The following is a 24,683-nucleotide window of genomic DNA, read 5'->3' as shown; positions in this document are numbered from 1 at the left end:
CCGCGAATGCTTACTCGAACCAATGGGCCCGGGCGGCCATGATCAACTTGCCGGCACGCTCTTCGTCCATGCCGTCGATGTCGAGCAGGTCGTCGATCGACTGCTCGGCAAGATCTTCACGGGTGGTTACGCCACGCAGCACCAGGTCCAAGGCCAGCTCTTTGGTCATGCCATCGAGGCTGAGCAGGTCTTCGGCCGGTTGCGCGTCGGCAAGTTTTTCCTCGGTCGCGATGGCTTTGGTCAACAGACGGTCCTTGGCGCGCGAGCGCAGCTCGTTGACGATGTCTTCGTCGAAGCCGTCGATGTTGAGCATCTCTTCCATCGGTACGTAGGCGATTTCTTCCAGGGTGGTGAAGCCTTCCTCGACCAGCACCTGGGCCAGCTCCTCGTCGACATCCAGCTCGTCGACGAAGCGCTGCAGGATGTCACCGGTCTCGGCCTGCTGCTTGGCCTGGATGTCGGCCTCGGTCATCACGTTCAGCGTCCAGCCGGTCAGTTGGCTGGCCAGGCGGACGTTCTGGCCGCTGCGGCCGATGGCCTGGGCCAGGTTGTCCTCGGCGACGGCGATATCCATGGTGTGGGTATCTTCGTCGACGATGATCGCCGCCACTTCGGCCGGGGCCATGGCGTTGATGACGAACTGCGCCGGGTTGTCGTCCCAGAGCACGATATCCACGCGCTCACCACCCAGCTCGCCGGATACGGCCTGAACGCGCGAACCACGCATGCCGATGCAGGCACCCTGCGGGTCGATGCGCTTGTCCTTGGAGCGTACCGCGATCTTGGCGCGCGAACCCGGGTCCCGGGCGGCGGCCATGACATCGATCAGCTGCTCGGCGATTTCCGGCACCTCGATGCGGAACAGCTCGATCAGCATCTCCGGCGCGGTGCGCGAGAGGACCAGTTGCGGGCCGCGGTTCTCGCTGCGGATTTCCTTGAGCAGGGCACGCACGCGGGTGCCGACGCGGAAGGTCTCGCGCGGGATGATCTGGTCGCGGGCCAGCAGCGCTTCGGCGTTGTTGCCCAGGTCGACGATGACGTTGTCGCGGGTGACCTTCTTGACGGTGCCGGAGATGATCTCGCCGACCTTCTCGCGGTAGGCGTCGACCACTTGGGCGCGCTCGGCCTCGCGGACCTTCTGCACGATGACCTGCTTGGCGGTCTGGGCGGCGATGCGGCCGAACTCGATGGACTCGATCTTCTCTTCGATGACGTCGCCGGCCTTGGTGCCCGGATGGCTTTCCTGCACGTCCTCGACGGTCAGCTCGGCGGCCGGGTTGGAGTAGTCCTCGTCTTCGACCACGGTCCAGCGGCGGAAGGTGTCGTAGTTGCCGTTGGCGCGGTTGATCTGCACGCGCAGGTCGACCTCGTCCTCGAAACGCTTCTTGGTGGCGGTCGCCAGAGCCAGTTCCAGCGCTTCGAAAATCACGCCGGGCGGTACGCCCTTCTCGTTGGACACCGACTCAACAACCAGCAGTACTTCTTTGCTCATCGTACGCCTCGCCTTTCAATCCATTGGAATCCGCTTGATCCGCGGCTCACTCAAATCGGGGAATGATGTTGGCCTTATCGATCGAATCGATCGGCAGCAGGTATTCGTGGTCCTCCACCAGGACCACCACGTCCTGCTCCTCCACACCGCGGAGGATGCCCTGGAAGTTGCGCCGCCGCTCGAAGGGCACGCGCAGCTTGATCTTCACTTGCTCGCCAACGTAGCGGGCGAACTGCTCGAGGGTGAACAGCGGACGGTCCATGCCCGGGGAGGAAACCTCCAGGGTGTATTCGCCGCTGATCGGGTCTTCGACATCCAGCACGCCGCTGACCTGACGACTGACGGTTTCGCAGTCCTCGATCAGGATGCCGTCGGCCTTGTCGATATAGACCCTCAGCAGGGAATGACGTCCCTGGGACAGGAACTCGAGGCCCCAGCACTCGTAGCCGAGCGCCTCTACCACAGGGGCCAGCAAGGCCTGCAACTGTTCTAGCTTGCTCGACACCTGATCGCCTCGCGTATGCCGTAGAAACGAAAAATGGGCGAAACGCCCATCCCTAAAGGGCCGCCCTGCATCGGCGGCGCGGACTGTCCAGCTAGCAAAAAGCCCCTGAAAAGGGGCTCTGCCATAACTGGTTGCGGGAGCTGGATTTGAACCAACGACCTTCGGGTTATGAGCCCGACGAGCTACCAGACTGCTCCATCCCGCGTCAAAGCTGGTGCGAAATTATACGGTTACACCTTATCCAGGTCAACCAACGCACCGGAAACGAAAGCCCCGCGTGCGGGGCTTCGTATATGGTACCGAGGAGGGGACTCGAACCCCTACAGCCTATGGCCACTACCACCTCAAGGTAGCGTGTCTACCAATTCCACCACCTCGGCAAAAACCTTTGCCTTACTTCTGCTCAGGAGCTGCGGGCACGTCACCGTTGCCAGCTGCCGGGACTTGTTGCTGCCCCTGGGTCGCCGGCACGTCGGAGGTTGCCGGGACCTTCTCCTGCTTCTGCTCCATCACTGCCGGATCAGGAAGTCCGATGTGACGTATCATATCAGCTTTTTCTTTAGCGAAATACGCTAAACCCAAGCTGGTAATGAAAAAAACTGCAGCCAGTACAGCAGTAAAACGACTGAGGAAGGTTGCAGAACCCTGGCTACCGAAAACGGTACCCGAGGCACCGGAACCAAAGGAGGCACCGGCATCCGCACCCTTGCCATGCTGAAGCAGGACCAGTACAACCAGACCCAGCGCCATCAGCAGGTGAATCACGATTACAACTGTTTCCAGCATCTTCAGCTTCCCGCGGCGCGACAGATCGCACCGAACTCATCCGCATTCAGGGAGGCACCACCAATCAGCCCCCCATCGATGTCCGGCATGCCGAACAGCTCGACCGCATTCGCCGCCTTGACGCTACCGCCATAAAGCAGGCGAACCCCGCGGGCGACCTCGGCATTTTCCGCCGCCAATTGCGCACGGATGGCCGCATGTACTTCCTGAGCCTGCTCGGGCGAAGCGGTCAGCCCCGTCCCGATGGCCCACACGGGCTCGTAAGCCACTACGGCGCGGGAGAAAGCCCCGACGCCCAAATCCTCTATCACCGAACCCAGCTGGCGCCCCACGACCTCGAGGGTCTTGCCGGCTTCGCGCTGCTCGCGGGTCTCACCCACGCACAACACCGGAACCAGGCCACAGGATTGCGCCGCCGCGAACTTGCGACCGATGACCTCGTCGCTTTCGCCCAGAACCTGGCGGCGCTCGGAGTGCCCCACCAGAACCAGGGAACAACCGGCATCGACCAGCTGACTGGCTGCAACCTCACCCGTGAGGGCACCTTGCATCGGCTCGACTGCGCAATTCTGCGCACCAACCGCAACCGACTTGCCATCCAGCCCTTGCAGGACCTGGTTGATGTACAGACAAGGCGGCAGAACCGCCACATCGACACCTGTAGGCAGAGCCAGTTGTCGCAAGCCTTTGATCAGCTCCGCAACACTGGAGCGGGTACCGTGCATTTTCCAGTTCCCGGCCACTAAGGGTCGACGCATGCTGTACCTCGCTGAGCAAAGTGGGCGCAGATGTTACTCGACAAAAATCAGACTGACAAGAGAAATCAAGCACATACCTCGGTAACGACCTTCGCCAGCTGTTCGGCGTAGGCACGCACCCTGCTCTCTTCGTCGCCCTCGACCATCACCCGCACCAGCGGCTCGGTGCCGGACTTGCGCAGCAGCACGCGGCCGCGGCCAGCCATGCTTTCGGTGACGCGCGCGCAGGCTTCCTTGACCGCCGGATGCTCGATGGGATCGACGTCCTTGCCCTGGTAGCGCACGTTGATCAGCACCTGCGGGAACTTGCGGATGCCCTGGCGCGCCTCGGCCAGGGTCTGGCCGCGGCTCTTCAGCGCCATCAGCACCTGCAGCGCGGCGATGATGGCATCCCCGGTGGTGGTGTGTTGGGCGCAGACCACGTGGCCGGAGTTCTCGCCGCCCAGTTGCCAGCCGCGCCCCAGCATTTCCGCCATCACGTAGCGGTCACCGACCTTGGCCCGGGTGAAGGGGATCTGCAGGTCGGCCAGGGCCAGCTCCAGGCCCAGGTTGCTCATCAGCGTGCCGACCACGCCGCCCTGCAGGCGGTTGCGCTCCTGCATGTCGCGGGCGATCAGGAAGAGGATCTCGTCGCCGTCCACCACCGCGCCGGTGTGGTCGACCATCATCACGCGGTCGCCGTCGCCGTCGAAGGCGATGCCCATGTCGGCCTGCTCGGCGATGACCGCCGCCTGCACCGCGGCGACGTGGGTGGAACCGCAGTTGTCGTTGATGTTCAGGCCGTTGGGCTGCACGCCGATCACCGAGACCTGGGCACCCAGCTCGCGGAACACGCTGGGCGCGACCTTGTAGGTGGCGCCGTGGGCGCAGTCGACGACCAAGCGCAGGCCGGAGAAATCGGTGCTGGTGGGCACGCTGCTCTTGCAGAACTCGATGTAGCGGCCGGCGGCGTCGTTGATCCGCGAGACCTTGCCCAGGCGCGCGGAATCCACCACGGTCATGGGGGTGTCGATGAGTTCCTCGATCATCAGTTCGACTTCATCCGGCAGCTTGGTGCCCTGGCCGGAGAAGAACTTGATGCCGTTGTCGTCGTGGGGGTTGTGCGAGGCGCTGATGACGATGCCCGCCTCGGCGTGGAAGGTGCGCGTCAGGTAGGCGATGCCCGGGGTCGGCATGGGGCCCAGCAGCATCACGTCGGCGCCGGCGGCCGACAGGCCGGCCTCCAGGGCCGATTCGAACATGTAGCCGGAAATCCGCGTGTCCTTGCCCACCAGCACGCGGCACTTGCCCTGCTGGCGGAAGGCCATACCCACCGCCCAGCCCAGCTTGAGCACGAAGTCCGGCGTGATCGGCGGCGTGCCGACGCGGCCACGGATGCCATCGGTACCGAAATATTTCCTGCTCATGCTGTCTGTCCTTCTTCCTTAGCTTGTTCCACCGCATCGATCATGCGGACCACATCCACCGTTTCGGCAACGTCGTGCACGCGGATGATCCGCGCACCCTTGGCCACGGCCAGCGCCGCCAGCGCCAGGCTGCCATACAGGCGGTCACCGACCTCGCGCCCCAGGGCGCGGCCGATCATGCTCTTGCGCGACACTCCGACCAGCAGCGGGCAGCCCAGTTCCAGCAGACGCTCCATGCGCTGGAACAACACCAGGTTGTGCGCCTGGGTCTTGGCGAAGCCGAAGCCGGGGTCGAGCACCAGGCGCTCGCGCGCGATCCCCGCCGCCTCGCAGACGGCGATGCGCTCGGCGAGGAAATCATGCACCTCGGCCAGGATGTCGGGGTAGCGCGGGTCGTTCTGCATGGTGCTCGGCTCGCCGCGCATGTGCATCAGGCACACGGCCAGGCCGGCATCCACCGCGGCATCCAATGCGCCATCGCGCTGCAGCGAGCGCACGTCGTTGATCAGCCCGGCGCCCAGGCGCGCGGTCTCGCGCATCACGGCGGGCGTCGAGGTATCGACGGAAATCACCACGTCCAGTTCGCGGGCGATGGCTTCCACCACCGGCGCCACGCGCTCCAGTTCCTCGGTCGGCGACACCAGGCGCGCCCCCGGGCGGGTCGACTCGCCACCCACATCGATCAGGCTGGCGCCGGCCTCGACCATCTCGGCGGCATGGCGCAACGCGACGTCGCGCTGGCTGAAGCGGCCGCCATCGGAGAAGGAGTCCGGGGTGACGTTGAGGATACCCATGACATGGGTACGCCCTAAATCAAGAACCCGGTTGCCGCAAGGCAACCGGGTCGGGTACAGCTCGAAACTCATCTGGTGCTCTCAGTGCTCGCCGGCGGGGCCCCCGATGGGGTTTTCCTTGCGGCCCCCCTCGTCGCGGCTGGCGCTCGCCGAACCGGAGGAACCGGAACCGCCGCCCTGCCAGTCGCGCGGCTCACGCGGCACGCGGCCGGCCATGATGTCCTCGATCTGGTCGGCGTCGATGGTCTCGTACTTCATCAGCGCGTCGGCCATCATGTCCAGCTTGTCGCGGTTCTCGTCCAGCAGGCGCTTGGCGGTGCCGTAGCAGTCGTCGATGATGCGCCGCACTTCCTGGTCGATCAGCTTCGCAGTCTCGCCAGAGACGTTGGCATGCTGGCTGCCGGCGCTGCGGCCGAGGAACACCTCGCCCTCCTCTTCGGCGTACATCAGCGGGCCGAGCTTCTCGGACAGGCCCCACTTGGTGACCATGTTCCGCGCCAGCTGGGTGGCACGCATGATGTCGTTGGAGGCACCGGTGGTGACGCCTTCGAAGCCGAGGGTCATCTCTTCCGCGATACGGCCGCCGAACAGCGAGCAGATCTGGCTTTCCAGGGCGCGCTTGGACAGGCTGTAGCGGTCCTCCTCGGGGAGGAACATGGTCACGCCCAGGGCGCGGCCGCGGGGGATGATGGAAACCTTGTAGACCGGGTCGTGCTCCGGCACCAGGCGGCCGACGATGGCGTGGCCGGCCTCGTGGAAGGCGGTGTTCTTCTTCTCTTTCTCGGACATGACCATGGTCTTGCGCTCGGCGCCCATCATGATCTTGTCCTTGGCCAGCTCGAACTCGCGCATGTCGACGATGCGCTTGTTGGAACGGGCGGCGAACAGCGAGGCTTCGTTGACCAGGTTGGCCAGGTCGGCGCCGGAGAAGCCCGGGGTACCGCGGGCGATCACCGCGGCGTCGACGTTGTCGCCCAGCGGGACCTTGCGCATGTGCACCTTGAGGATCTGCTCGCGGCCGCGGATGTCCGGCAGGCCGACCACCACCTGGCGGTCGAAGCGGCCCGGGCGCAGCAGCGCCGGGTCGAGCACGTCCGGACGGTTGGTCGCGGCGATGACGATGATGCCGTCGTTCATCTCGAAGCCGTCCATCTCCACCAGCAGCTGGTTGAGGGTCTGCTCGCGCTCGTCGTGACCGCCGCCCAGGCCGGCGCCACGATGGCGGCCGACGGCGTCGATCTCGTCGATGAAGATGATGCAGGGTGCGTGTTTCTTGGCCTGGTCGAACATGTCACGCACGCGGGAGGCGCCCACGCCGACGAACATCTCGACGAAGTCGGAACCGGAGATGGTGAAGAACGGCACCTTGGCCTCGCCGGCGATGGCCTTGGCGAGCAGGGTCTTGCCGGTACCGGGCGGGCCGACCATCAGCACGCCACGCGGGATACGGCCGCCCAGGCGCTGGAACTTGCCCGGATCGCGGAGGAACTCGACCAGCTCGCTGACCTCTTCCTTGGCCTCGTCGCAGCCGGCGACGTCAGCGAAGGTGGTCTTGACCTGGTCCTCGGACAGCAGGCGCGCCTTGCTCTTGCCGAAGCTCATCGGGCCGCCGCGGCCACCGCCGCCGCCCTGCATCTGGCGCATGAAGAACATGAACACGGCAATGATCACCAGGATCGGGAAGCTCGCCACCAGCAGTTGCGTCCAGATGCTCTGCTGCTCGGGCTGCTTGCCCTCGATGACCACGTTGTTGTTGACCAGGTCGCCGATCAGGCCGTTGTCCTGGATCGCCGGGCGGACGGTCTTGAAGGTATCCCCGTCCTGGCGCTTGCCAGTGATCACGTAGCCGTCGACGGTAACCCGCTCGACCTTGCCTTCCTTCACCTGCTGGATGAAGTCCGAATAGTTGAGCGTCTGCGGCTCGCTCGGACTGGAGAAGTTGTTCATCACGGTGACCAGCACCGCCGCGATGATCAACCACAGGATCAGGTTCTTTGCCATGTCGTTCAATTGATTACCCTCTGAAGCCGGCTCCGCCCTGGAAACCGCTTCACACGACGGCCAGACTCCTTCCGGCCAAATTACTACACAACCCCTAGCGACGTAGGAGGCGTCTGTAACCCTTTATGAACCCCGGCGCAAGCCGGTACAAGCCCTACTTGCGTGGAGTGGACGGGCAGACGGCCCATTCGTCGCAGTCTAGGCTCCGCGGAAGCCCCGCGCGAGCAGATATTGCTCGCGGGAACGGTCGCGGGAGGACAGCGGCTTGCGCATCTGCACCTTCTCGAAATTCTCGCGGACCATCTTCAGGTAAGCGTCGAAGCCCTCGCCCTGGAAGATCTTGATCAGGAAATCGCCACCCGGGCGCAACACCCGGGTGCACAGGTCCAGCGCCAGCTCGCAGAGGAACATGGCCCGGGGCATGTCCACGGCGGGCAGTCCACTCATATTGGGGGCCATATCGGAAATCACAAGGTCCACCGGATTTTCGCCGATGGCCTGGAGCAGCTGGGCGAACACCGCATCCTCGGTGAAGTCGCCCTGGATGAAGGTGACGTCCGGGATGCTGTCCATCGGCAGGATGTCCGAGGCGATCAGCGTGCCCTTGTCGCCGATCACCCGGCTGGTGACCTGCGACCAGCCGCCCGGCGCGGCGCCGAGGTCGACCACGGTCATGCCCGGGCGCAGGATGCGATCCTTCTCCTGGATCTCCAGCAGCTTGTAGCTGGCGCGCGAGCGGTAGCCGTCGCGTTGCGCCATCTTCACGTAAGGATCGTCGAAGTGTTCTTTCAGCCAGCGATGGCTAGTCTTGGAACGGGCCACGTATTACCTCGTCTGAGCGGCACCCGGTCGAATCGTAATTCGGGTAAGATATCCGCCTTTTTTCCCCAGGGGTCTGATTATGGCGCTCACTCAGGAGCAGAAGAAACAGTTCAAATCTATCGGCCACCACCTGAAGCCTGTATTGACCGTTGCCGAAAACGGCCTTACCGAAGGCGTCATGGCCGAGCTCGAGCGTGCGCTCAACGATCACGAACTGATCAAGGTACAGTTCCGCATCACCGAGCGCGACGACCGCCGCGCGCTGATCGACGAACTGTGCAGCAACGGCAGCTGCGAGCTGGTCCAGGCCATCGGCAAGATGGCCCTGGTCTACCGCCGCAATCCCAAGCCGAACCGCAACCTGTCGAACGTCAGCCGCTACAGCGGCCTGTGACAGTGCAGGCCGGGCGCCCAGGCGCCCTGGCCAAGGCCCCGCCGGCCGGCGCTCAGCGCGCCGCGTCCCGCCCCGGCACCGGTTGCAGCACCAGCAGCACGCCGCACAGGGCCAGCACCAGGTAGTTGAACAGCAGCCAGCGCTGGGCATCCGGCGCCAACTGGTTCACCACCAGGTAGCTCGCCACCATCGCCAGCACGGTCAGCAGCAGCTGCCCGCGCATCTCGCGCCAGAGGCTGCCCAGGCCCTGCGCCGTCACCAGCACCAGCGCCTGCAGCAGCGCGCAGAAACCGGCGAAGCCGACCAGCAGCGGCGTCAGCGCATCGGCCACCGACTGCACCAGCAGCGGCGCCAGGCCGACCTTCTGCAGCGCCGGCAGGACCACGAAACGCAACAGCCAGAGGCCGCCGACCCAGAAGGTCTGGGCCAGCAACCAGCTGGCTGCGGCGGCTTTCAGCGGACGCGACTCAGGCGTGGCGGACTTCAACGATCTCGTACTCGACGTCGCCGCCAGGGGTCCTGACCAGCACCGCGTCGCCCTCGGTCTTGCCGATCAGCGCACGGGCAATCGGCGAGTTGACCGAGATCTTGCTGCGCTTGATGTCGGCCTCGTCGTCGCCGACGATCTGGTAGGTCACGGTCTCGTCGGTCTCGACGTTGGCGATGTCCACGGTGGTCCCGAAGATCACCTTCCCGGTATGCGGGATGGTGGTCACGTCGATGATCTGCGCGTTGGACAGCTTGGCCTCGATGTCGCGGATGCGCGCCTCGGACATGCCCTGCTGCTCGCGGGCCGCGTGGTACTCGGCGTTCTCCTTGAGGTCGCCCAGCTCACGCGCCTCGGCGATGGCCTGGGTGATCTGCGGGCGCAGAACGGTCTTCAGGTGTTTCAGTTCTTCTTCCAGGGCGCGGGCGCCCTGGACGGTCATCGGGAATTTGCTCATGCGTTGATTCCTGCATGCAGATCCTGCAGCCGGCGAACGGTCTTCTCGGGACCGAACTTGAGCGCCTCGCAGATCGCCTGCCCCGCCGCGATGGTGGTGGTGCAGTAGATCTTGTGCTGCAGGGCGTTACGACGGATCGAATAGGAGTCGGCGATCGACTGGCGACCTTCGGTGGTGTTGATGATCAGGGTGACTTCGTCGTTCTTGATCATGTCGACCACGTGCGGACGGCCTTCGGTCACCTTGTTCACCCGGCGGACCGGCAGGCCGGCCGCTTCGATCACCTTGGCGGTACCGGCGGTGGCGACCACCTCGAAGCCCAGCGCGACCAGGTCACGGGCGACCTGGACGGCCTGCGGCTTGTCGTCCTCGCGGACGCTGATGAAGGCGCAACCGGCGTTCGGCAGGATTTCGCTGGCGCCCAGCTGGGCCTTGGCGAAAGCCTCGCCGAAGCTGTCGCCCACGCCCATGACCTCGCCGGTGGACTTCATCTCCGGGCCGAGGATGGGGTCGACGCCAGGGAACTTGGCGAACGGGAACACCGCTTCCTTGACGCTATAGTACGGCGGGATCACCTCTTCGGTGAAGCCGACTTCGGCAAGGCTCTTGCCGGCCATGACGCGGGCCGCGATCTTGGCCAGGGACTCGCCGATGCACTTGGAGACGAACGGCACGGTACGCGAGGCGCGCGGGTTCACCTCGATGACGTAGATGTCTTCGCCCTGCACGGCCATCTGCACGTTCATCAGGCCGACGACGCCCAGCTCCAGGGCCATTTTCTTGACCTGCTCGCGGATCTCGTCCTGGATGTGCCTGGGCAGCGAGTACGGCGGCAGCGAGCACGCGGAGTCACCGGAGTGCACGCCGGCCTGCTCGATGTGCTGCATGATGGCGCCGATCACCACGTTCTCGCCGTCGCAGACCGCGTCGATGTCGACTTCGATGGCGCAGTTCAGGAAGCGGTCCAGCAGCACCGGGCTGTCGTTGGAGACCTTCACAGCCTCGCGCATGTAGCGCTTGAGCTCTTCTTCCTGGTAGACGATTTCCATCGCCCGGCCGCCCAGCACGTAGGACGGGCGCACCACCATCGGGTAGCCGATGTTCTTCGACAGGCTCAGGGCCTCGTCTTCGCTGCGCGCGGTGGCGTTGGCCGGCTGGCGCAGGTTCAGGCGCTGGACCATCTGCTGGAAGCGCTCGCGGTCCTCGGCGCGGTCGATGGCGTCGGGGCTGGTGCCGATGATCGGCACGCCGGCTTCTTCCAGGGCGCGGCAGAGTTTCAGCGGGGTCTGGCCGCCGTACTGGACGATCACGCCCTTGGGCTGCTCGACGCGGACGATCTCCAGCACGTCTTCCAGGGTCACCGGCTCGAAGTACAGGCGGTCGGAAGTGTCGTAGTCGGTGGAGACGGTCTCCGGGTTGCAGTTGACCATGATGGTCTCGTAGCCGTCTTCGCGCATCGCCAGCGCGGCGTGCACGCAGCAGTAGTCGAACTCGATGCCCTGGCCGATGCGGTTCGGACCTCCGCCCAGGATCATGATCTTGTCGCGGCCGGACGGGTTGGCCTCGCACTCTTCCTCGTAGGTCGAGTACATGTAGGCGGTGTCGGTGGCGAATTCGGCGGCGCAGGTGTCCACGCGCTTGTAGACCGGCAGCACCTTCAGCTTGTGGCGGTGGTTGCGCAGGTTCTTCTCGGTCACGCCGAGCAGCTTGGCCAGGCGCGCGTCGGAGAAGCCCTTGCGCTTGAGCTTGCGCATCAGGTCGGCGTCGATGCCGGACAGGCCGAGGGTCTTGACCTTCTCTTCTTCCTTGATCAGGTCCTCGATCTGCACCAGGAACCACTCGTCGATCTTGGTCAGGGCGAAGACTTCCTCGATGCTCTTGCCGGCGCGGAAGGCGTCGGCCACGTACCAGATGCGCTCGGCGCCCGGCACGGTCAGCTCGCGGCGCAGGATGCCCTCGGCTTCCGGGTCGGCCAGGTCGAGCTTCGGATCGAAGCCGGCAACGCCCACTTCCAGGCCGCGCAGGGCTTTCTGCACCGACTCCTGGAAGGTACGGCCGATGGCCATGACCTCGCCCACGGACTTCATCTGGGTGGTCAGGCGGGCGTCGGCTTTCGGGAACTTCTCGAAGGCGAAGCGCGGCACCTTGGTCACGACGTAGTCGATGGCCGGCTCGAAGGAGGCCGGGGTACGGCCGCCGGTGATGTCGTTCTGCAGCTCGTCGAGGGTGTAGCCGACGGCCAGCTTGGCGGCGATCTTGGCGATCGGGAAGCCGGTGGCCTTGGAGGCCAGGGCCGAGGAGCGCGACACCCGCGGGTTCATCTCGATCACGACCATGCGCCCGGTGTCCGGGCAGATGCCGAACTGCACGTTGGAACCGCCGGTCTCCACGCCGATCTCGCGCAGCACCGCCAGGGAGGCGTTGCGCATGATCTGGTATTCCTTGTCGGTCAGGGTCTGCGCCGGGGCCACGGTGATGGAGTCACCGGTGTGCACGCCCATGGGGTCGAAGTTCTCGATGGAGCAGACGATGATGCAGTTGTCCTTCTTGTCGCGGACAACCTCCATCTCGTATTCCTTCCAGCCGATCAGCGACTCGTCGATCAGCAGCTCGTTGGTCGGCGACAGGTCCAGGCCGCGGGCGCAGATCTCCTCGAATTCCTCGCGGTTGTAGGCGATGCCGCCACCGGTGCCGCCCATGGTGAAGGACGGACGGATGATGCAGGGGAAGCCGACCTGCTCCAGCACGCCGTAGGCTTCTTCCATGCTGTGGGCGATGCCCGAGCGCGGGCAGGCCAGGCCGATGGCCTTCATGGCCTTGTCGAAGCGCGAACGGTCCTCGGCCTTGTCGATGGTGTCGGCGTTGGCGCCGATCATCTCGACGCCGAACTTCTCCAGCACGCCGTGGCGCTCGAGGTCCAGCGCGCAGTTCAGCGCGGTCTGGCCGCCCATGGTCGGCAGCAGCGCGTCGGGGCGCTCCTTCTCGATGATCTTGGCCACGGTCTGCCACTTGATCGGCTCGATGTAGGTGGCGTCGGCCATGGCCGGGTCGGTCATGATGGTGGCCGGGTTGGAGTTCACCAGGATGACGCGGAAGCCTTCTTCCTTCAGGGCCTTGCAGGCCTGTGCGCCGGAGTAGTCGAACTCGCACGCCTGGCCGATGACGATGGGGCCGGCACCGAGGATCAGGATGCTCTTGATGTCTGTACGCTTGGGCATGGGACTCTCGTTGCAATATTCAGGAAAGGGTTGCGCTGGCCAGCTTCACGCCGAAGCCGACGAACAGGGCGCCGACGCCACTCGAGGCGCCGGCCGCCAGCCGCTGCCGGCGGCGGAACCAGGCCGCCAGGCGCACACCGGAAAAGATCAGGAAGCTGAGGTAGAGGGCGCTGATGACCTCGAGGATCGTGCCCAGCACCAGGAACGACACGCCGGGGTAGGCATAGCCGGGGTCGACGAACTGGATGAAGAAGGACACGAAGAAGAGGATCGCCTTGGGGTTGGACAGGCTCAGCAGCAGCGCCTTGCGGAACGGCTGGGCGACGTCCACGTCCTTCACCGGGGCGGCCTGTTCCAGCGGCTGGCGCAGCTTCTGCAAGCCGCCGCGGAGCATGCCCAGGCCCAGGTAGAACAGGTAGGCGGCGCCGGCATACTTCAGGCCGAGGAACAGCATCGGCTCGGCCTTGAGCAGCGAGGCGATGCCCAGGGCCGACAGCAGCATCAGGATGGCATCGCCCAGGAACACCGCGCTGGCCGCCCGGTAGCCGCCGGCGACGCCACGCTGGGCGGCGGTGGCCAGCACGAACAGCGAGTTCGGGCCCGGCAGCAGGACGATGAACAGCGTACCCAGGACGTAGGTCCAGAGGTCGGTGATTCCCAGGGTCGGCATCATCTTCGCTTACCTCTTCGCAGATCTCAGCGACGCTCGGCCATGGCCGAGATGAAACGGTCGAACAGCGGCGCCACGTCGTGCGGGCCGGGGCTGGCTTCCGGGTGGCCCTGGAAGCTGAAGGCCACCTTGTCGGTGCGCTCGATGCCCTGCAGGGTACCGTCGAACAGCGACTTGTGGGTGGCGCGCAGGTTGCCCGGCAGGGTTTCCTCGTCCACCGCGAAGCCGTGGTTCTGGCTGGTGATCATCACCACGCCGGAATCCAGGTCCTGCACCGGGTGGTTGGCACCGTGGTGGCCATGGCCCATCTTCAGGGTCCTGGCGCCGGAGGCCAGGGCCAGCAGCTGGTGGCCGAGGCAGATGCCGAAGACCGGGATCTCGGTGTCGAGGAACTCGCGGATGGCCTGGATGGCGTAGTCGCACGGCTCGGGGTCGCCGGGGCCGTTGGAGAGGAAGATGCCGTCCGGGTTCAGCGCCAGCACTTCGCTGGCCGGGGTCTGCGCCGGCACCACGGTCAGGCGGCAGCCGCGGGCGACCAGCATGCGCAGGATGTTCAGCTTGACGCCGAAGTCGTAGGCGACCACGTGGTAGGGCAGCTCGGCGGCGGGGATTTCCGGGTGGCTGTCGGTTTCCAGGTTCCACACGCTGGAGCGCCACTCGTAGCGCTCGGTGGAGGACACCACCTTGGCCAGGTCCATGCCTTTCAGGCCGGGGAAGGAGCGCGCCAGTTCCAGCGCCTTTTCCTCGGTGGCGTCGTCGCCGGCCAGGATGCAGCCGTTCTGCGAGCCCTTCTCGCGCAGGATGCGCGTCAGGCGGCGGGTATCGATGCCGGCGATGGCGACGGTACCGTTCTCTTTCAGGTAGTCCGGCAGGGACTGCTTGTCGCGCCAGCTGCTGGCCAGCAGCGGCAGGTCGCGGATGATCAGGCCGGCGGCCCAGACCTTGTTCGACTCGGCGTCTTCCGGGGTGGTCCCGGTGTTGCCGATGTGCGGGTAGGTCAGGGTGACGATCTGTTGGGCATAGGAAGGATCGGTAAGGATTTCCTGGTAGCCGGTCATGGCGGTGTTGAACACCACCTCTCCGACGGTCTGGCCGTCGGCACCGATGGCTTCACCGCGAAAAATGCTGCCGTCGGCAAGTGCAAGTATGGCTGGCTTAGTCAAGAAGACCTCCCGTGAATCAAGCCTGGCTGGGCGTGCGCAGGTTGTAAAAAAGCGGGATGACATCAGAAGAGGTCATCCCGCTTTTTGTATGGTTCATGCTGCGCTGCTTTTAGTGGACACACTAAATCTGTAGTTTACAGAAACGCGACATATTGGTCCACCTTATGCACGACGTATGGCGCTACCACCGGGTCGATCCGACCCTCGCCATGCCGATGCGCAGCCGCCCACGGACCGGCTCTCAGCGCAGGCCGAGCACGTCCTGCATGTCGTACAGGCCGCTGCCCTGCCCTTCCAGCCACAGTGCCGCGCGCACCGCGCCACGGGCGAAGGTCATGCGGCTGGAGGCCTTGTGGGTGATTTCCACGCGCTCGCCCTCGGCGGCGAACAGCACGGTGTGGTCGCCCACCACGTCGCCGGCGCGCACGGTGGCGAAGCCGATGGTCTCGCGCTCGCGCGCGCCGGTCTGGCCCTCGCGACCGTAGACCGCCACCTTCTCCAGGTCGCGCCCCAGGGCGTTGGCCACCACCTCGCCCATGCGCAGGGCGGTTCCGGACGGCGCATCGACCTTGTGCCGGTGGTGGGCCTCGATGATCTCGATGTCCACTTCGTCGCCCAGCACGCGGGCGGCGGTGTCCAACAGCTTCAGGCAGAGATTGACGCCGACGCTGTAGTTGGCGGCGAAGACGATCGGGATGTCCTTCGCGGCCTCGGCCAGCAGGGCCTTCTCTTCCACGGAGAAACCGGTGGTGCCGATGACCATGGCCTTGCCGGCCTTGCGGCAGACTTCCAGGTTCTTCAGCGTCACGGTGGGGTGGGTGAAGTCGATCAGCACGTCGAACTCGTCGACCACCTTCGCCAGGTCGCCCGACAGCGGCACGCCGATGCGGCCCAGGCCGGCCAGCTCGCCGGCGTCGGCGCCCACCAGGGTGCTGTCGGGACGGTCGATGGCGGCGGTCAGGCCGGCACTGCCGTTGGTCTGCTGCACCGCCTCGATCAGGTTCTTGCCCATGCGCCCGGCGGCGCCCATTACGGCTATACGTCGCATAAAAACAGCTCCAGGCTGCAGGCCGCAGGCTACAGGCGACCAGCTCCTGAAGCCTGCCGCCTGCCGCCTGCCGCCGTGGTTAGAGATCGTCGAAGAAGCGCTTCATGCCTTCGAACCAGCCACTGGCGCGGGGCGAGTGGGAGGTGTCGCCCTGCAGGCTGCTGCGGAACTCCTCGAGCAGTTCGCGCTGGCGCTTGTCCAGGTTCACCGGGGTCTCGACCACCACGCGGCACATCAGGTCGCCGGCACCGCCGCCGCGCACCGGGGCCACGCCCTTGCCGCGCAGGCGGAACAGCTTGCCGGTCTGGGTGCCCTCGGGGATCTTCAGCTTCACCCGGCCATCCAGGGTCGGCACTTCCAGCTCACCGCCCAGGGCGGCATCGGCGAAGCTGATCGGCACTTCGCAGTACAGGTGCTTGCCGTCGCGCTGGAAGATGTCGTGCTCGCGCACGTTGACCACCACGTAGAGGTCGCCCGCCGGGCCGCCATGGGCCCCGGCCTCGCCCTCGCCGGTGAGGCGGATGCGGTCGCCGGTGTCGACGCCGGCCGGTACCTTGACCGACAGCGTCTTCTGCTCTTCCACGCGGCCCTGGCCGTGGCAGGTACCGCAGGGGTCGCTGATCATCTTGCCGCTGCCATGGCAGCGCGGGCAGGTCTGCTGCACCGAGAAGAAGCCCTGCTGCATGCGCACCTGGCCGATGCCGCCGCAGGTGGTGCAGGTCACCGGCGAGGTGCCGGGCTTGGCGCCGCTGCCGCTGCAGGTCTTGCAGCCGACCAGGGTCGGTACGCGGATGGTCACGGTGGTGCCGCGGACCGCGTCTTCCAGATCCAGGTCGAGGGTGTAGCGCAGGTCGGCGCCGCGCTGCGGGCCGCCGCGGCCGCCCCGGCCACCGCCGCCACCACCGAAGAAGTCGCTGAAGACGTCGCCGAAGATGTCCGAGAAGCTCGCGCCGCCGAAGCCGGCCCCCGCGCCGCCGCCCATCTGCGGGTCGACGCCGGCATGGCCGTACTGGTCGTAGGCCGCGCGCTTGCTGGCGTCGGACAGGATCTCGTACGCCTCGTTGGCCTCCTTGAATTTATCCTCGGCCGCCTTGTCGCCGGGATTGCGGTCCGGGTGGTACTTCATGGCGAGCCGGCGGTAGGCCTTCTTCAGGTCCGCGTCGCTGGCGCCACGCTCGACACCCAGTACCTCATAGAAATCACGTTTGGCCATAAATTCTTTGCACCTTGAAAACCTCTCCCCCAGACACGCCGACGCGGGAGCAAGCCCCCGCGTGACGTTTCATGCGCACCGACACGCTGGTCGGTGCGCCGGAGCGCAAGCTTGCACGAGGCTTACTTGTTCTCCTTGACCTCTTCGAACTCGGCGTCGACCACGTCGTCGCCGGCCTTGTGGTCAGCCTCGCCGGACTGGGCTTCGGCGCCCGGCTGCGGCTGTTCGGCGTACATCTTCTGCGCCAGCGGGGTGGACGCCTGGGACAGCGCGTTCATCTTCGCCTCGATCTCGGCCTTGTCGTCGCCCTTCACGGCGGCTTCCAGGTCGGCCAGCGCCTTCTCGATGGCAGCCTTCTCCTCGGCGGTGGCCTTGTCGCCAGCCTCGGTGACCATCTTGCGGGTCGCGTGGACCAGCGCGTCACCCTGGTTGCGGGCGGCGGCCAGCTCCTCGAACTTGCGGTCTTCCTCGGCGTTGGCCTCGGCGTCACGCACCATCTGCTGGATCTCGTCCTCGGACAGGCCCGAAGAGGCCTTGATCACGATGGACTGCTGCTTGCCGGTGGCCTTGTCCTTCGCGCCCACGTGCAGGATGCCGTTGGCGTCGATGTCGAAGGTCACTTCGATCTGCGGCACGCCGCGCGGGGCCGGCGGGATGTCGGCCAGGTCGAACTTGCCGAGGGACTTGTTCTGCGCGGCCTGCTTGCGCTCGCCCTGCAGCACGTGGATGGTCACGGCGCCCTGGTTGTCGTCGGCGGTGGAGAACACCTGCGACTTCTTGGTCGGGATGGTGGTGTTCTTGTCGATCAGCGCGGTCATCACGCCACCCAGGGTCTCGATGCCCAGGGTCAGCGGGGTGACGTCGAGCAGCAGCACGTCCTTCACGTCACCGGCCAGCACGGCGCCCTGGATGGCAGCACCCATGGCCACGGCTTCGTCCGGGTTGACGTCCTTGCGCGCTTCCTTGCCGAAGAACTCGGCGACGGTCTTCTGCACCAGCGGCATGCGGGTCTGGCCGCCGACCAGGATCACCTCGTCGATCTTCGACACGTCCAGGCCGGCGTCCTTCAGGGCCACGCGGCAGGGCTCGATGGTGCGGGTCACCAGGTCTTCCACCAGGGACTCCAGCTTGGCGCGCGACACCTTGACGTTCAGGTGTTTCGGGCCGCTGGCGTCAGCGGTGATGTACGGCAGGTTGACGTCGGTCTGCTGGGTCGAGGACAGCTCGATCTTGGCCTTCTCGGCAGCCTCCTTCAGGCGCTGCATGGCCAGCGGGTCGCCCTTGAGGTCCATGCCGGTTTCTTTCTTGAACTCGTCGACGAGGTAGTCGATCAGGCGCAGGTCGAAGTCTTCGCCGCCGAGGAAGGTGTCGCCGTTGGTGGCCAGCACTTCGAACTGGTGCTCGCCGTCGACTTCGGCGATCTCGATCACCGAGACGTCGAAGGTACCGCCGCCCAGGTCGTAGACGATGATGGTGTGGTCGCCCTTGGCCTTGTCCAGGCCGTAGGCCAGCGCGGCCGCGGTCGGCTCGTTGATGATGCGCTTGACGTCCAGGCCGGCGATGCGGCCGGCGTCCTTGGTGGCCTGGCGCTGGCTGTCGTTGAAGTAGGCCGGCACGGTGATGACCGCCTCGGTGACCGGCTCGCCCAGGTAGTCCTCGGCGGTCTTCTTCATCTTCTTCAGGACTTCGGCGGAGACCTGCGGCGGGGCCATCTTCTGGCCTTTCGCTTCGACCCAGGCGTCGCCGTTGTCAGCCTTGACGATGCTGTACGGCACCATCTTGATGTCTTTCTGCACGACGTCTTCTTCGAAGCGACGGCCGATCAGGCGCTTCACCGCGTACAGGGTGTTCTTCGGGTTGGTGACCGCCTGGCGCTTGGCCGGCTGGCCGACCAGGATCTCGCCATCGTTGGCGTAGCCGATGATCGACGGGGTGGTGCGAGCGCCTTCGGCGTTCTCGATCACCTTGACGCTGCCGTTTTCCAGGATGGAGACGCAGGAGTTGGTGGTCCCCAGGTCGATACCAATGATTTTGCCCATATTCACTCTCCAGAAATTAGATTCCGTGCTGATCCCGCTGCGGACCTTGTGCTCGGTTGATTACCCAGATGGGGACCGGGTGGCGGATTTCAAGCCTTCTCGTCGATCGAAGGCGGGGTTTGCTCGGGTGCCTTGCTGACCACGACCATGGCCGGGCGCAGCAGGCGACCGTTGAGCAGGTAGCCCTTCTGGAACACCTTGACCACGCTGCCGGGCTCCAGGTGCACGCTCTCTTCCATCGCCATCGCCTGATGGTGCTCGGGGTTGAACGGCTCGCCGTGGGGGTCGACCGGCTCCAGGTTGTAGCGCTTGAGGGTGTCGTGGAACATCTTGAGGGTCAGCTCGATGCCTTCGCGCATCGGCTTGATCGCCTCGTCGTCCGGGCTGGACATCTCCAGCGCGCGCTCCAGGGTGTCGACCACCGGCAGCAGGTCGCCGGAGAACTTCTCCAGGGCGAACTTGTGCGCCTTCTCCACGTCCTGCTCGGCGCGGCGACGCACGTTCTGCAGCTCGGCGGCGACGCGCAGGCTCTGGTCCTTGGCCGCGGCCAGCTGTTCCTCGAGGTCCAGCACGCGGGCGTTCAGGTCGTCGCCGGCAACCGGTTCCGGCTGCTCGTTCAGGTGCGAACCCTGAGTCTGTTGCTCGTCAGACATGCCACTCTCCTAAAAAAGAAAAAGCCTTTGAAAACAAAGCGAACCCAATGGCTCGCGGCTCTGCCGGCTATATGGGGGCCATTTGCGCGGGTTCAAGGGGGTGCGGTGAATTGCCAGCGGCAAAAAATACTGTATAAATAAACAGACCTTTTCACCGGAGCCGCCTTCCATGCTGGTTCATCTCTCCGTGCACAACTACGCCATCGTCGAGCACCTCGATCTCGAGCTCGCCGCCGGCATGACCGTGATCACCGGCGAGACCGGCGCCGGCAAGTCGATCATGCTCGACGCCCTCGGCCTGGCCCTGGGCGACCGCGCCGACAGCGGCGTGGTGCGCCCCGGCGCGGACAAGGCGGACATCCTCGCCAGCTTCGACGTCGGCGCCATCGCCGAGGCCCGCGACTGGCTCGCCGAGCGCGACCTGGAGCAGGACGGCCCGTGCATCCTGCGCCGGGTGATCACCACCGAGGGCCGCTCGCGCGGCTACATCAACGGCACGCCCTGCACCCTGGGCGACCTCAAGGCCCTGGGCGAGCTGCTGATCGATATCCACAGCCAGCACGAGCACCAGTCGCTGCTCAAGGCCGACACCCACCGCCGCCTGCTCGACGAATACGCCGGCAGCCAGGACCTGGCGCGCCAGGTACAGCTGGCCGCGCAGCGCTGGAAGCAGACGCGCCACGAACTCGACCGCCTGTCGCGCAGCGGCGACGAGCAGCGCGCCCGCCACCAGTTGCTCAGCTACCAGCTGGACGAACTGGAGAACCTGGCCCTGGGCGAGAACGAACTGGAAGAGCTGGAGGCCGCGCACAAGACCCTGAGCAACGCCGGCGCCCTGCTCGGCGCCTGCCGCCAGGTGGTGGACATGTGCAGCGAAAGCGACGCCGGCAACGTGCTGTCGGTGCTGACCGCCTGCCTCAACCGCCTGACCGCCTTCCAGAGCCAGCCCGCCGCGCTGGCCGAGGCGGTCAACCTGCTGTCCAGCGCGCAGATCCAGGTGGAGGAAGCGGTGGGCGAGCTGAACCGCTTCGTCGACAACTTCGACGCCGACCCCGGCCGCCTGCAGCAACTGGAAGAACGCATGGACGCCATCTACGGCCTGGCCCGCAAGCACCGCGTACAGCCCCACGACCTGCAGGCCCTGCAACAACGCCTGCTGGAAGAGCTGGAAGCGCTGAATGCCGACGACGAAGCCGCCGAGCGCCTGGCCGAGGAACTGGCCGCCTACCAGCGGCACTACCAGGAAAAGGCGGCGGAACTGAGCACCCTGCGCCGCCAGGCCGCCCCGCAGCTGGCCGCCTCGGTGGAAACCGAGATGCAACGCCTGGGCATGCCCGGCGGGCGCTTCGCCATCGAACTGGACGACACCCCCGCCGCCGAACCCCAGGCCAATGGCCTGGAGCAGTTGGAATTCCTGGTCAGCGCCAACCCCGGGCAGCCGCTCAAGGGCCTGGCGCGGGTGGCCTCCGGCGGCGAACTGTCACGCATCAGCCTGGCCATCCAGGTGATCACCGCACAGACCTCGCGCGTTCCCACCCTGGTCTTCGACGAGGTCGACGTCGGCATCGGCGGCCCCACCGCGGAAGTGGTCGGCCAACTGCTGCGCCGGCTCGGCGAAGGCGGCCAGGTGCTGACCGTCACCCACCTGCCGCAGGTCGCGGCCCAGGGCCACCAGCACCTGTTCGTGCACAAGGAACGCGGCAGCAGCGAAACCCGCACCGCGGTGGCCAACCTGAAGAAGGCCGAACGCATAGAAGAAATCGCCCGCATGCTCGGCGGCGTGGACATGACCAAGGAATCCCTGGCCCACGCCCGCAAGATGGTGGACCGGGCGCTGCACAGCTGACGCAACGCCAACACGGGAATGCCGTGGGGCTCGGCCAATCGCGGACGGAGTCCGCTCCTACACCCGTGCTTCCCTGGAACTGCAGGAGCGGACTCTGTCCGCGATTTCGCGCGCCACAGGGCGTAGGGCGAATAACCGTTCGCGGTTATCCGCCGCCGGCCAACGCACCGCTGCCCGATGAAAACGGCGGATAACTCCGTAGGCGCTATGCGCCCTACGAGGGCATGGCGTATGGGCAACCTGGAGCGGATCTCATCCGCGAATCGCGCCGGAACCTCCGGCTATCGCGGACAAGGTCCTCTCCCACACGCCAATCTCACCTGAAATCCCCCTGAAAATGAAAACGGCGGCCCCAGGGCCGCCGTTTTCCGTTCGTTGCAAGGCTTTATTTCTTCTTGCGTACGTACAGGACCAGGTTGTGGTCCACCAGTTCGAAGCCGCGTTCCCTGACGATCTCCTTCTGGCGCTTCTCGATCTCGCTGTCCATGAACTCGATGACTTCGCCGGTATCCACGCAGACCATGTGGTCGTGGTGGCCACTGTCAGCCAACTCGAACACGGCGTGGCCGCCGTCGAAGTTGTGGCGTACCACCAGGCCGGCTGCCTCGAATTGGGTCAGCACGCGGTACACGGTGGCCAGGCCGACATCCTCGCCGGCCTCCATCAGCGCCTTGTAGACATCCTCGGCGCTCATGTGGCGTTGCTCGGCGGAATCGAGCATCTGCAGGATCTTGACGCGCGGCAGGGTGACTTTCAGGCCGGCCTTGCGCAGTTCGCTATTTTCAACCATGTGTGCTTTCTCGGCGCGGAATGCTTCGCAGCATCCTTCAATGCGGGTATGATCGGGGTTTCGTCGCCCAGCCAAGATAGTGGAAGTCACCCCCCGATGCAAAACACCAAGCTCATGCTGACCAGTCTCGCATTCGCAATGGGACTAGCCGCACTCGCCGGTTGTTCGTTCCCGGGGGTCTACAAGATCGACATCCAGCAAGGCAACGTCGTAACACAAGACATGATAGACCAACTGAAGCCGGGAATGACCCGTCGGCAGGTGCGTTTCATCATGGGCAACCCGCTGATCGTGGATACCTTCCACGCCGACCGCTGGGATTACCTGTACAGCATCCAGCCCGGCGGCGGCCAGCGCCAGCAGGAGCGCGTCAGCCTGATGTTCAACGGCAACGACCAGCTGATCGGCCTGAACGGCGACTTCCGCCCGGGCGTCAGCCGCGACGAGGCCATCCTCGGCAAGGAATCCACCCCCGCCTCGCCCGAGCAGCCGCAGCAACAGAAGCCGGAGCAGCCCAAGGAAGAGCCGGCCAAGCCGGGCTCGGTGGAAGAACAGCTGCAGCGCGAAGTCGACGAGGCCAAGCCGGTCGCCGTGCCCACCCCGGAACCGCTGGAAACCAACCCGCGGTAACAGGTACCCCCATGAAAAAGCCCGGCATCGACCGGGCTTTTTCATGTCCGCATGTTTCCCTCAGGCCTTGCCCGCCTTGGCGCGGGCGGCGCGCTGCTTGCGCACCTCCTTGGGGTCGGCGATCAGCGGCCGGTAGATTTCCACCCGCTCGCCCTCCTCCAGCACCCGGCCGTCCGGATCGGCGACCGCCTTGCCGAAGATGCCCAGCGGGCTGTTGAGCACGTCCAACTCGGGGAACTGCGCCGCGATGCCGGACAGCCTCACCGCTTCGCGCACCCGCGTGCCGTAGGGCACGCTCAGGCGCAGCAGGCGCTGGCGCTCGGGCAGCGCGCAGACCACCTCGACGGCGATGCTGCGCCCTTCAGCCATACAGCTGCTTGGCGCGCTGGCAGAAGGCGTCGACCATGGTGTTGGCCGCCTGGGTGAACAGCGGCCCGAGGGTCGCCTTGACCAGGGCGCCGGCGTAGTCGAAGGTCAGGTCCAGGGTGATCTTGCAGGCCTTGTCGCCGAGAGCCTTGAAGGTCCACACACCGTGCAGCTCGGAGAACGGGCCGTCCTCGAGGTTCATCTCGATGCTCTGCCCGGGCACCAGCACGTTGCGCGTGCTGAAGCGCTGCGACAGGTTGCCCTTGGCCACACTGAGCTCGGCGCGCATCGCCGTTTCGCTTGCTTCCAGCACCTTGCTCGCCGAGCACCAGGGCAGGAACTCCGGGTAGCGCGCCACATCGTTGACCAGGTCGTACAGCGCCTTCGCGGGATAGGGCAGCAGGGCCGAACGCTGGATATGCGTGCTCATAGGGGTCTCGCTTCTTCAGTGGAGGGGCGCCAGCGGCTCCAGGGCGATCCGGCGTCCCTCTGTGCAAAAAAACAGCGCGCATTCTCCGAGATTAGCCACGCCCTCTCAAGCGCACATCCCGCCGCACTCGCAAATGCATCCTCGTCGCACACCGACTTCGGTTGCGCAGAATCCAAAGACAGCCATTCCCCCGATGGCGGCGCGGCGAGCGACTCCCTATAATGCGCCGCCTATGGCTAAACAGAAGAAACACCCCCAGGGGACCATCGCGCAGAACAAGAAGGCTCTGCACGACTACTTCATCGAGCAACGCTTCGAGGCGGGCATCGCCCTGGCCGGCTGGGAGGTCAAGAGCCTGCGCGCCGGCAAGGCCCAACTGGTCGACAGCTACGTCCTGCTCAAGGACGGCGAGGCCTGGCTGCTGGGCAGCCACATCACCCCGCTGACCACCGCCAGCACCCATGTGATCGCCGACCCGGTGCGCACGCGCAAGCTGCTGCTGCACAAGCGCGAGCTGGGCAAGCTGTTCGGCGCGGTGCAGCAGAAGGGCTACGCCTGCGTGGCGCTGTCGATGTACTGGAAGAAGCACCTGATCAAGTGCGAGATCGCCCTGGCCAAGGGCAAGAAGGAATACGACAAGCGCGACACCGAGAAGGAACGCGATTCCAATCGCGAGATCCAGCGCGCGATGCGGCACGGCAAGGAAGACTGAAAG

The 24,683-nt window shown here is 65.6% G+C and carries 24 protein-coding genes and 2 tRNA genes; 4 read left to right on the top strand and 22 right to left on the bottom strand.

The window, feature by feature from the left end:
* Positions 1 to 10: 10 nt before the first annotated feature.
* From nusA to rlmE, 10 genes are all read right to left on the bottom strand, one after another.
* The gene (gene nusA / locus PKO50_RS01195; protein WP_089390235.1) at positions 11 to 1,492 is read right to left on the bottom strand and encodes a transcription termination factor NusA; all 1,482 of its coding nucleotides are present in this window, start codon (positions 1,490 to 1,492) and stop codon (positions 11 to 13) included.
* Between the two features lie 46 nt (positions 1,493 to 1,538).
* A complete protein-coding gene (gene rimP / locus PKO50_RS01190) occupies positions 1,539 to 1,997 on the bottom strand; it encodes a ribosome maturation factor RimP (protein ID WP_275628576.1) in 459 nt (152 codons plus the stop codon).
* A 128-nt stretch (positions 1,998 to 2,125) separates the two neighbouring features.
* Positions 2,126 to 2,202: transfer RNA gene (locus PKO50_RS01185), tRNA-Met, on the bottom strand.
* Between the two features lie 89 nt (positions 2,203 to 2,291).
* A tRNA-Leu gene (locus PKO50_RS01180) sits at positions 2,292 to 2,377 on the bottom strand.
* 13 nt (positions 2,378 to 2,390) lie between these two features.
* Positions 2,391 to 2,783: a preprotein translocase subunit SecG gene (gene secG / locus PKO50_RS01175; protein WP_275628575.1), complete on the bottom strand. Its 393-nt coding sequence runs from the start codon at positions 2,781 to 2,783 to the stop codon at positions 2,391 to 2,393.
* 2 nt (positions 2,784 to 2,785) lie between these two features.
* Positions 2,786 to 3,541 (bottom strand): triose-phosphate isomerase, encoded by a 756-nt coding sequence (tpiA, locus tag PKO50_RS01170; RefSeq protein WP_109934566.1) that lies wholly within the window; start codon positions 3,539 to 3,541, stop codon positions 2,786 to 2,788.
* Positions 3,542 to 3,606: 65 nt separating this feature from the next.
* Positions 3,607 to 4,947: a phosphoglucosamine mutase gene (gene glmM / locus PKO50_RS01165; RefSeq protein ID WP_109934565.1), complete on the bottom strand. Its 1,341-nt coding sequence runs from the start codon at positions 4,945 to 4,947 to the stop codon at positions 3,607 to 3,609.
* On the bottom strand, positions 4,944 to 5,813 hold the full coding sequence (gene folP, locus PKO50_RS01160; protein WP_089390231.1) for a dihydropteroate synthase: 870 nt from the start codon (positions 5,811 to 5,813) through the stop codon (positions 4,944 to 4,946). The genes glmM and folP overlap by 4 nt, the downstream gene beginning before the upstream one ends.
* A 9-nt stretch (positions 5,814 to 5,822) precedes the next feature.
* Positions 5,823 to 7,742 carry an ATP-dependent zinc metalloprotease FtsH gene (gene ftsH / locus PKO50_RS01155; RefSeq protein WP_275630412.1) on the bottom strand — a complete coding sequence of 640 codons (1,920 nt, stop codon included), beginning with the start codon at positions 7,740 to 7,742 and terminating at the stop codon, positions 5,823 to 5,825.
* Positions 7,743 to 7,940: 198 nt separating this feature from the next.
* The gene (gene rlmE / locus PKO50_RS01150) at positions 7,941 to 8,564 is read right to left on the bottom strand and encodes a 23S rRNA (uridine(2552)-2'-O)-methyltransferase RlmE (protein WP_089390230.1); all 624 of its coding nucleotides are present in this window, start codon (positions 8,562 to 8,564) and stop codon (positions 7,941 to 7,943) included.
* A 79-nt stretch (positions 8,565 to 8,643) separates the two neighbouring features.
* On the opposite strand from rlmE, the gene PKO50_RS01145 reads away from it, so the two are divergent.
* A complete protein-coding gene (locus PKO50_RS01145) occupies positions 8,644 to 8,958 on the top strand; it encodes a YhbY family RNA-binding protein (protein WP_109934562.1) in 315 nt (104 codons plus the stop codon).
* Positions 8,959 to 9,010: 52 nt separating this feature from the next.
* On the opposite strand, the gene PKO50_RS01140 is transcribed toward PKO50_RS01145, so the two are convergent.
* From PKO50_RS01140 to grpE, 9 genes are all read right to left on the bottom strand, one after another.
* On the bottom strand, positions 9,011 to 9,415 hold the full coding sequence (locus PKO50_RS01140; RefSeq protein ID WP_109934692.1) for a DUF4149 domain-containing protein: 405 nt from the start codon (positions 9,413 to 9,415) through the stop codon (positions 9,011 to 9,013).
* Between the two features lie 10 nt (positions 9,416 to 9,425).
* A complete protein-coding gene (greA, locus tag PKO50_RS01135; protein WP_089390228.1) occupies positions 9,426 to 9,902 on the bottom strand; it encodes a transcription elongation factor GreA in 477 nt (158 codons plus the stop codon).
* Positions 9,899 to 13,120 carry a carbamoyl-phosphate synthase large subunit gene (gene carB / locus PKO50_RS01130; protein ID WP_275628574.1) on the bottom strand — a complete coding sequence of 1,074 codons (3,222 nt, stop codon included), beginning with the start codon at positions 13,118 to 13,120 and terminating at the stop codon, positions 9,899 to 9,901. The genes greA and carB overlap by 4 nt, the downstream gene beginning before the upstream one ends.
* 19 nt (positions 13,121 to 13,139) lie before the next feature.
* Positions 13,140 to 13,790 carry a leucine efflux protein LeuE gene (leuE, locus tag PKO50_RS01125; protein ID WP_109934691.1) on the bottom strand — a complete coding sequence of 217 codons (651 nt, stop codon included), beginning with the start codon at positions 13,788 to 13,790 and terminating at the stop codon, positions 13,140 to 13,142.
* Between the two features lie 26 nt (positions 13,791 to 13,816).
* A complete protein-coding gene (carA, locus tag PKO50_RS01120; protein WP_275628573.1) occupies positions 13,817 to 14,953 on the bottom strand; it encodes a glutamine-hydrolyzing carbamoyl-phosphate synthase small subunit in 1,137 nt (378 codons plus the stop codon).
* A 241-nt stretch (positions 14,954 to 15,194) separates the two neighbouring features.
* Positions 15,195 to 16,001, bottom strand: a complete 807-nt coding sequence (dapB, locus tag PKO50_RS01115) for a 4-hydroxy-tetrahydrodipicolinate reductase (protein WP_009613065.1) — start codon at positions 15,999 to 16,001, stop codon at positions 15,195 to 15,197.
* Positions 16,002 to 16,080: 79 nt separating this feature from the next.
* Entirely contained in the window at positions 16,081 to 17,214 is a 1,134-nt protein-coding gene (dnaJ, locus tag PKO50_RS01110; RefSeq protein WP_089390224.1) for a molecular chaperone DnaJ, read from the bottom strand.
* A gap of 122 nt (positions 17,215 to 17,336) precedes the next feature.
* Positions 17,337 to 19,253, bottom strand: a complete 1,917-nt coding sequence (dnaK, locus tag PKO50_RS01105) for a molecular chaperone DnaK (RefSeq protein ID WP_109934559.1) — start codon at positions 19,251 to 19,253, stop codon at positions 17,337 to 17,339.
* Positions 19,254 to 19,342: 89 nt separating this feature from the next.
* Positions 19,343 to 19,906, bottom strand: a complete 564-nt coding sequence (gene grpE, locus PKO50_RS01100; RefSeq protein ID WP_109934558.1) for a nucleotide exchange factor GrpE — start codon at positions 19,904 to 19,906, stop codon at positions 19,343 to 19,345.
* Positions 19,907 to 20,075: 169 nt separating this feature from the next.
* Between grpE and recN the strand changes: the two genes are divergently transcribed.
* Positions 20,076 to 21,752 carry a DNA repair protein RecN gene (gene recN / locus PKO50_RS01095; RefSeq protein WP_109934557.1) on the top strand — a complete coding sequence of 559 codons (1,677 nt, stop codon included), beginning with the start codon at positions 20,076 to 20,078 and terminating at the stop codon, positions 21,750 to 21,752.
* A 385-nt stretch (positions 21,753 to 22,137) separates the two neighbouring features.
* Here the strand turns inward: recN and fur are convergent, their stop codons facing one another.
* A complete protein-coding gene (gene fur, locus PKO50_RS01090) occupies positions 22,138 to 22,542 on the bottom strand; it encodes a ferric iron uptake transcriptional regulator (RefSeq protein ID WP_015478949.1) in 405 nt (134 codons plus the stop codon).
* Between the two features lie 96 nt (positions 22,543 to 22,638).
* On the opposite strand from fur, the gene PKO50_RS01085 reads away from it, so the two are divergent.
* A complete protein-coding gene (locus PKO50_RS01085; RefSeq protein WP_109934556.1) occupies positions 22,639 to 23,172 on the top strand; it encodes an outer membrane protein assembly factor BamE in 534 nt (177 codons plus the stop codon).
* Positions 23,173 to 23,232: 60 nt separating this feature from the next.
* Here the strand turns inward: PKO50_RS01085 and PKO50_RS01080 are convergent, their stop codons facing one another.
* Both PKO50_RS01080 and PKO50_RS01075 read right to left on the bottom strand, forming a co-directional pair.
* On the bottom strand, positions 23,233 to 23,541 hold the full coding sequence (locus tag PKO50_RS01080) for an RnfH family protein (RefSeq protein WP_109934555.1): 309 nt from the start codon (positions 23,539 to 23,541) through the stop codon (positions 23,233 to 23,235).
* Complete coding sequence (locus tag PKO50_RS01075) at positions 23,534 to 23,968, bottom strand: type II toxin-antitoxin system RatA family toxin (protein WP_058488394.1); 435 nt, start codon at positions 23,966 to 23,968, stop codon at positions 23,534 to 23,536. The genes PKO50_RS01080 and PKO50_RS01075 overlap by 8 nt, the downstream gene beginning before the upstream one ends.
* Before the next feature lie 232 nt (positions 23,969 to 24,200).
* Between PKO50_RS01075 and smpB the strand changes: the two genes are divergently transcribed.
* Positions 24,201 to 24,680: an SsrA-binding protein SmpB gene (smpB, locus tag PKO50_RS01070; protein WP_089390218.1), complete on the top strand. Its 480-nt coding sequence runs from the start codon at positions 24,201 to 24,203 to the stop codon at positions 24,678 to 24,680.
* Positions 24,681 to 24,683: the final 3 nt, after the last annotated feature.

The organism is Pseudomonas sp. 273, assembly GCF_029201425.1.
In the GTDB taxonomy this organism is placed as follows: domain Bacteria; phylum Pseudomonadota; class Gammaproteobacteria; order Pseudomonadales; family Pseudomonadaceae; genus Pseudomonas; species Pseudomonas delhiensis.
This window is presented reverse-complemented; position numbering and strand designations above follow the sequence as displayed.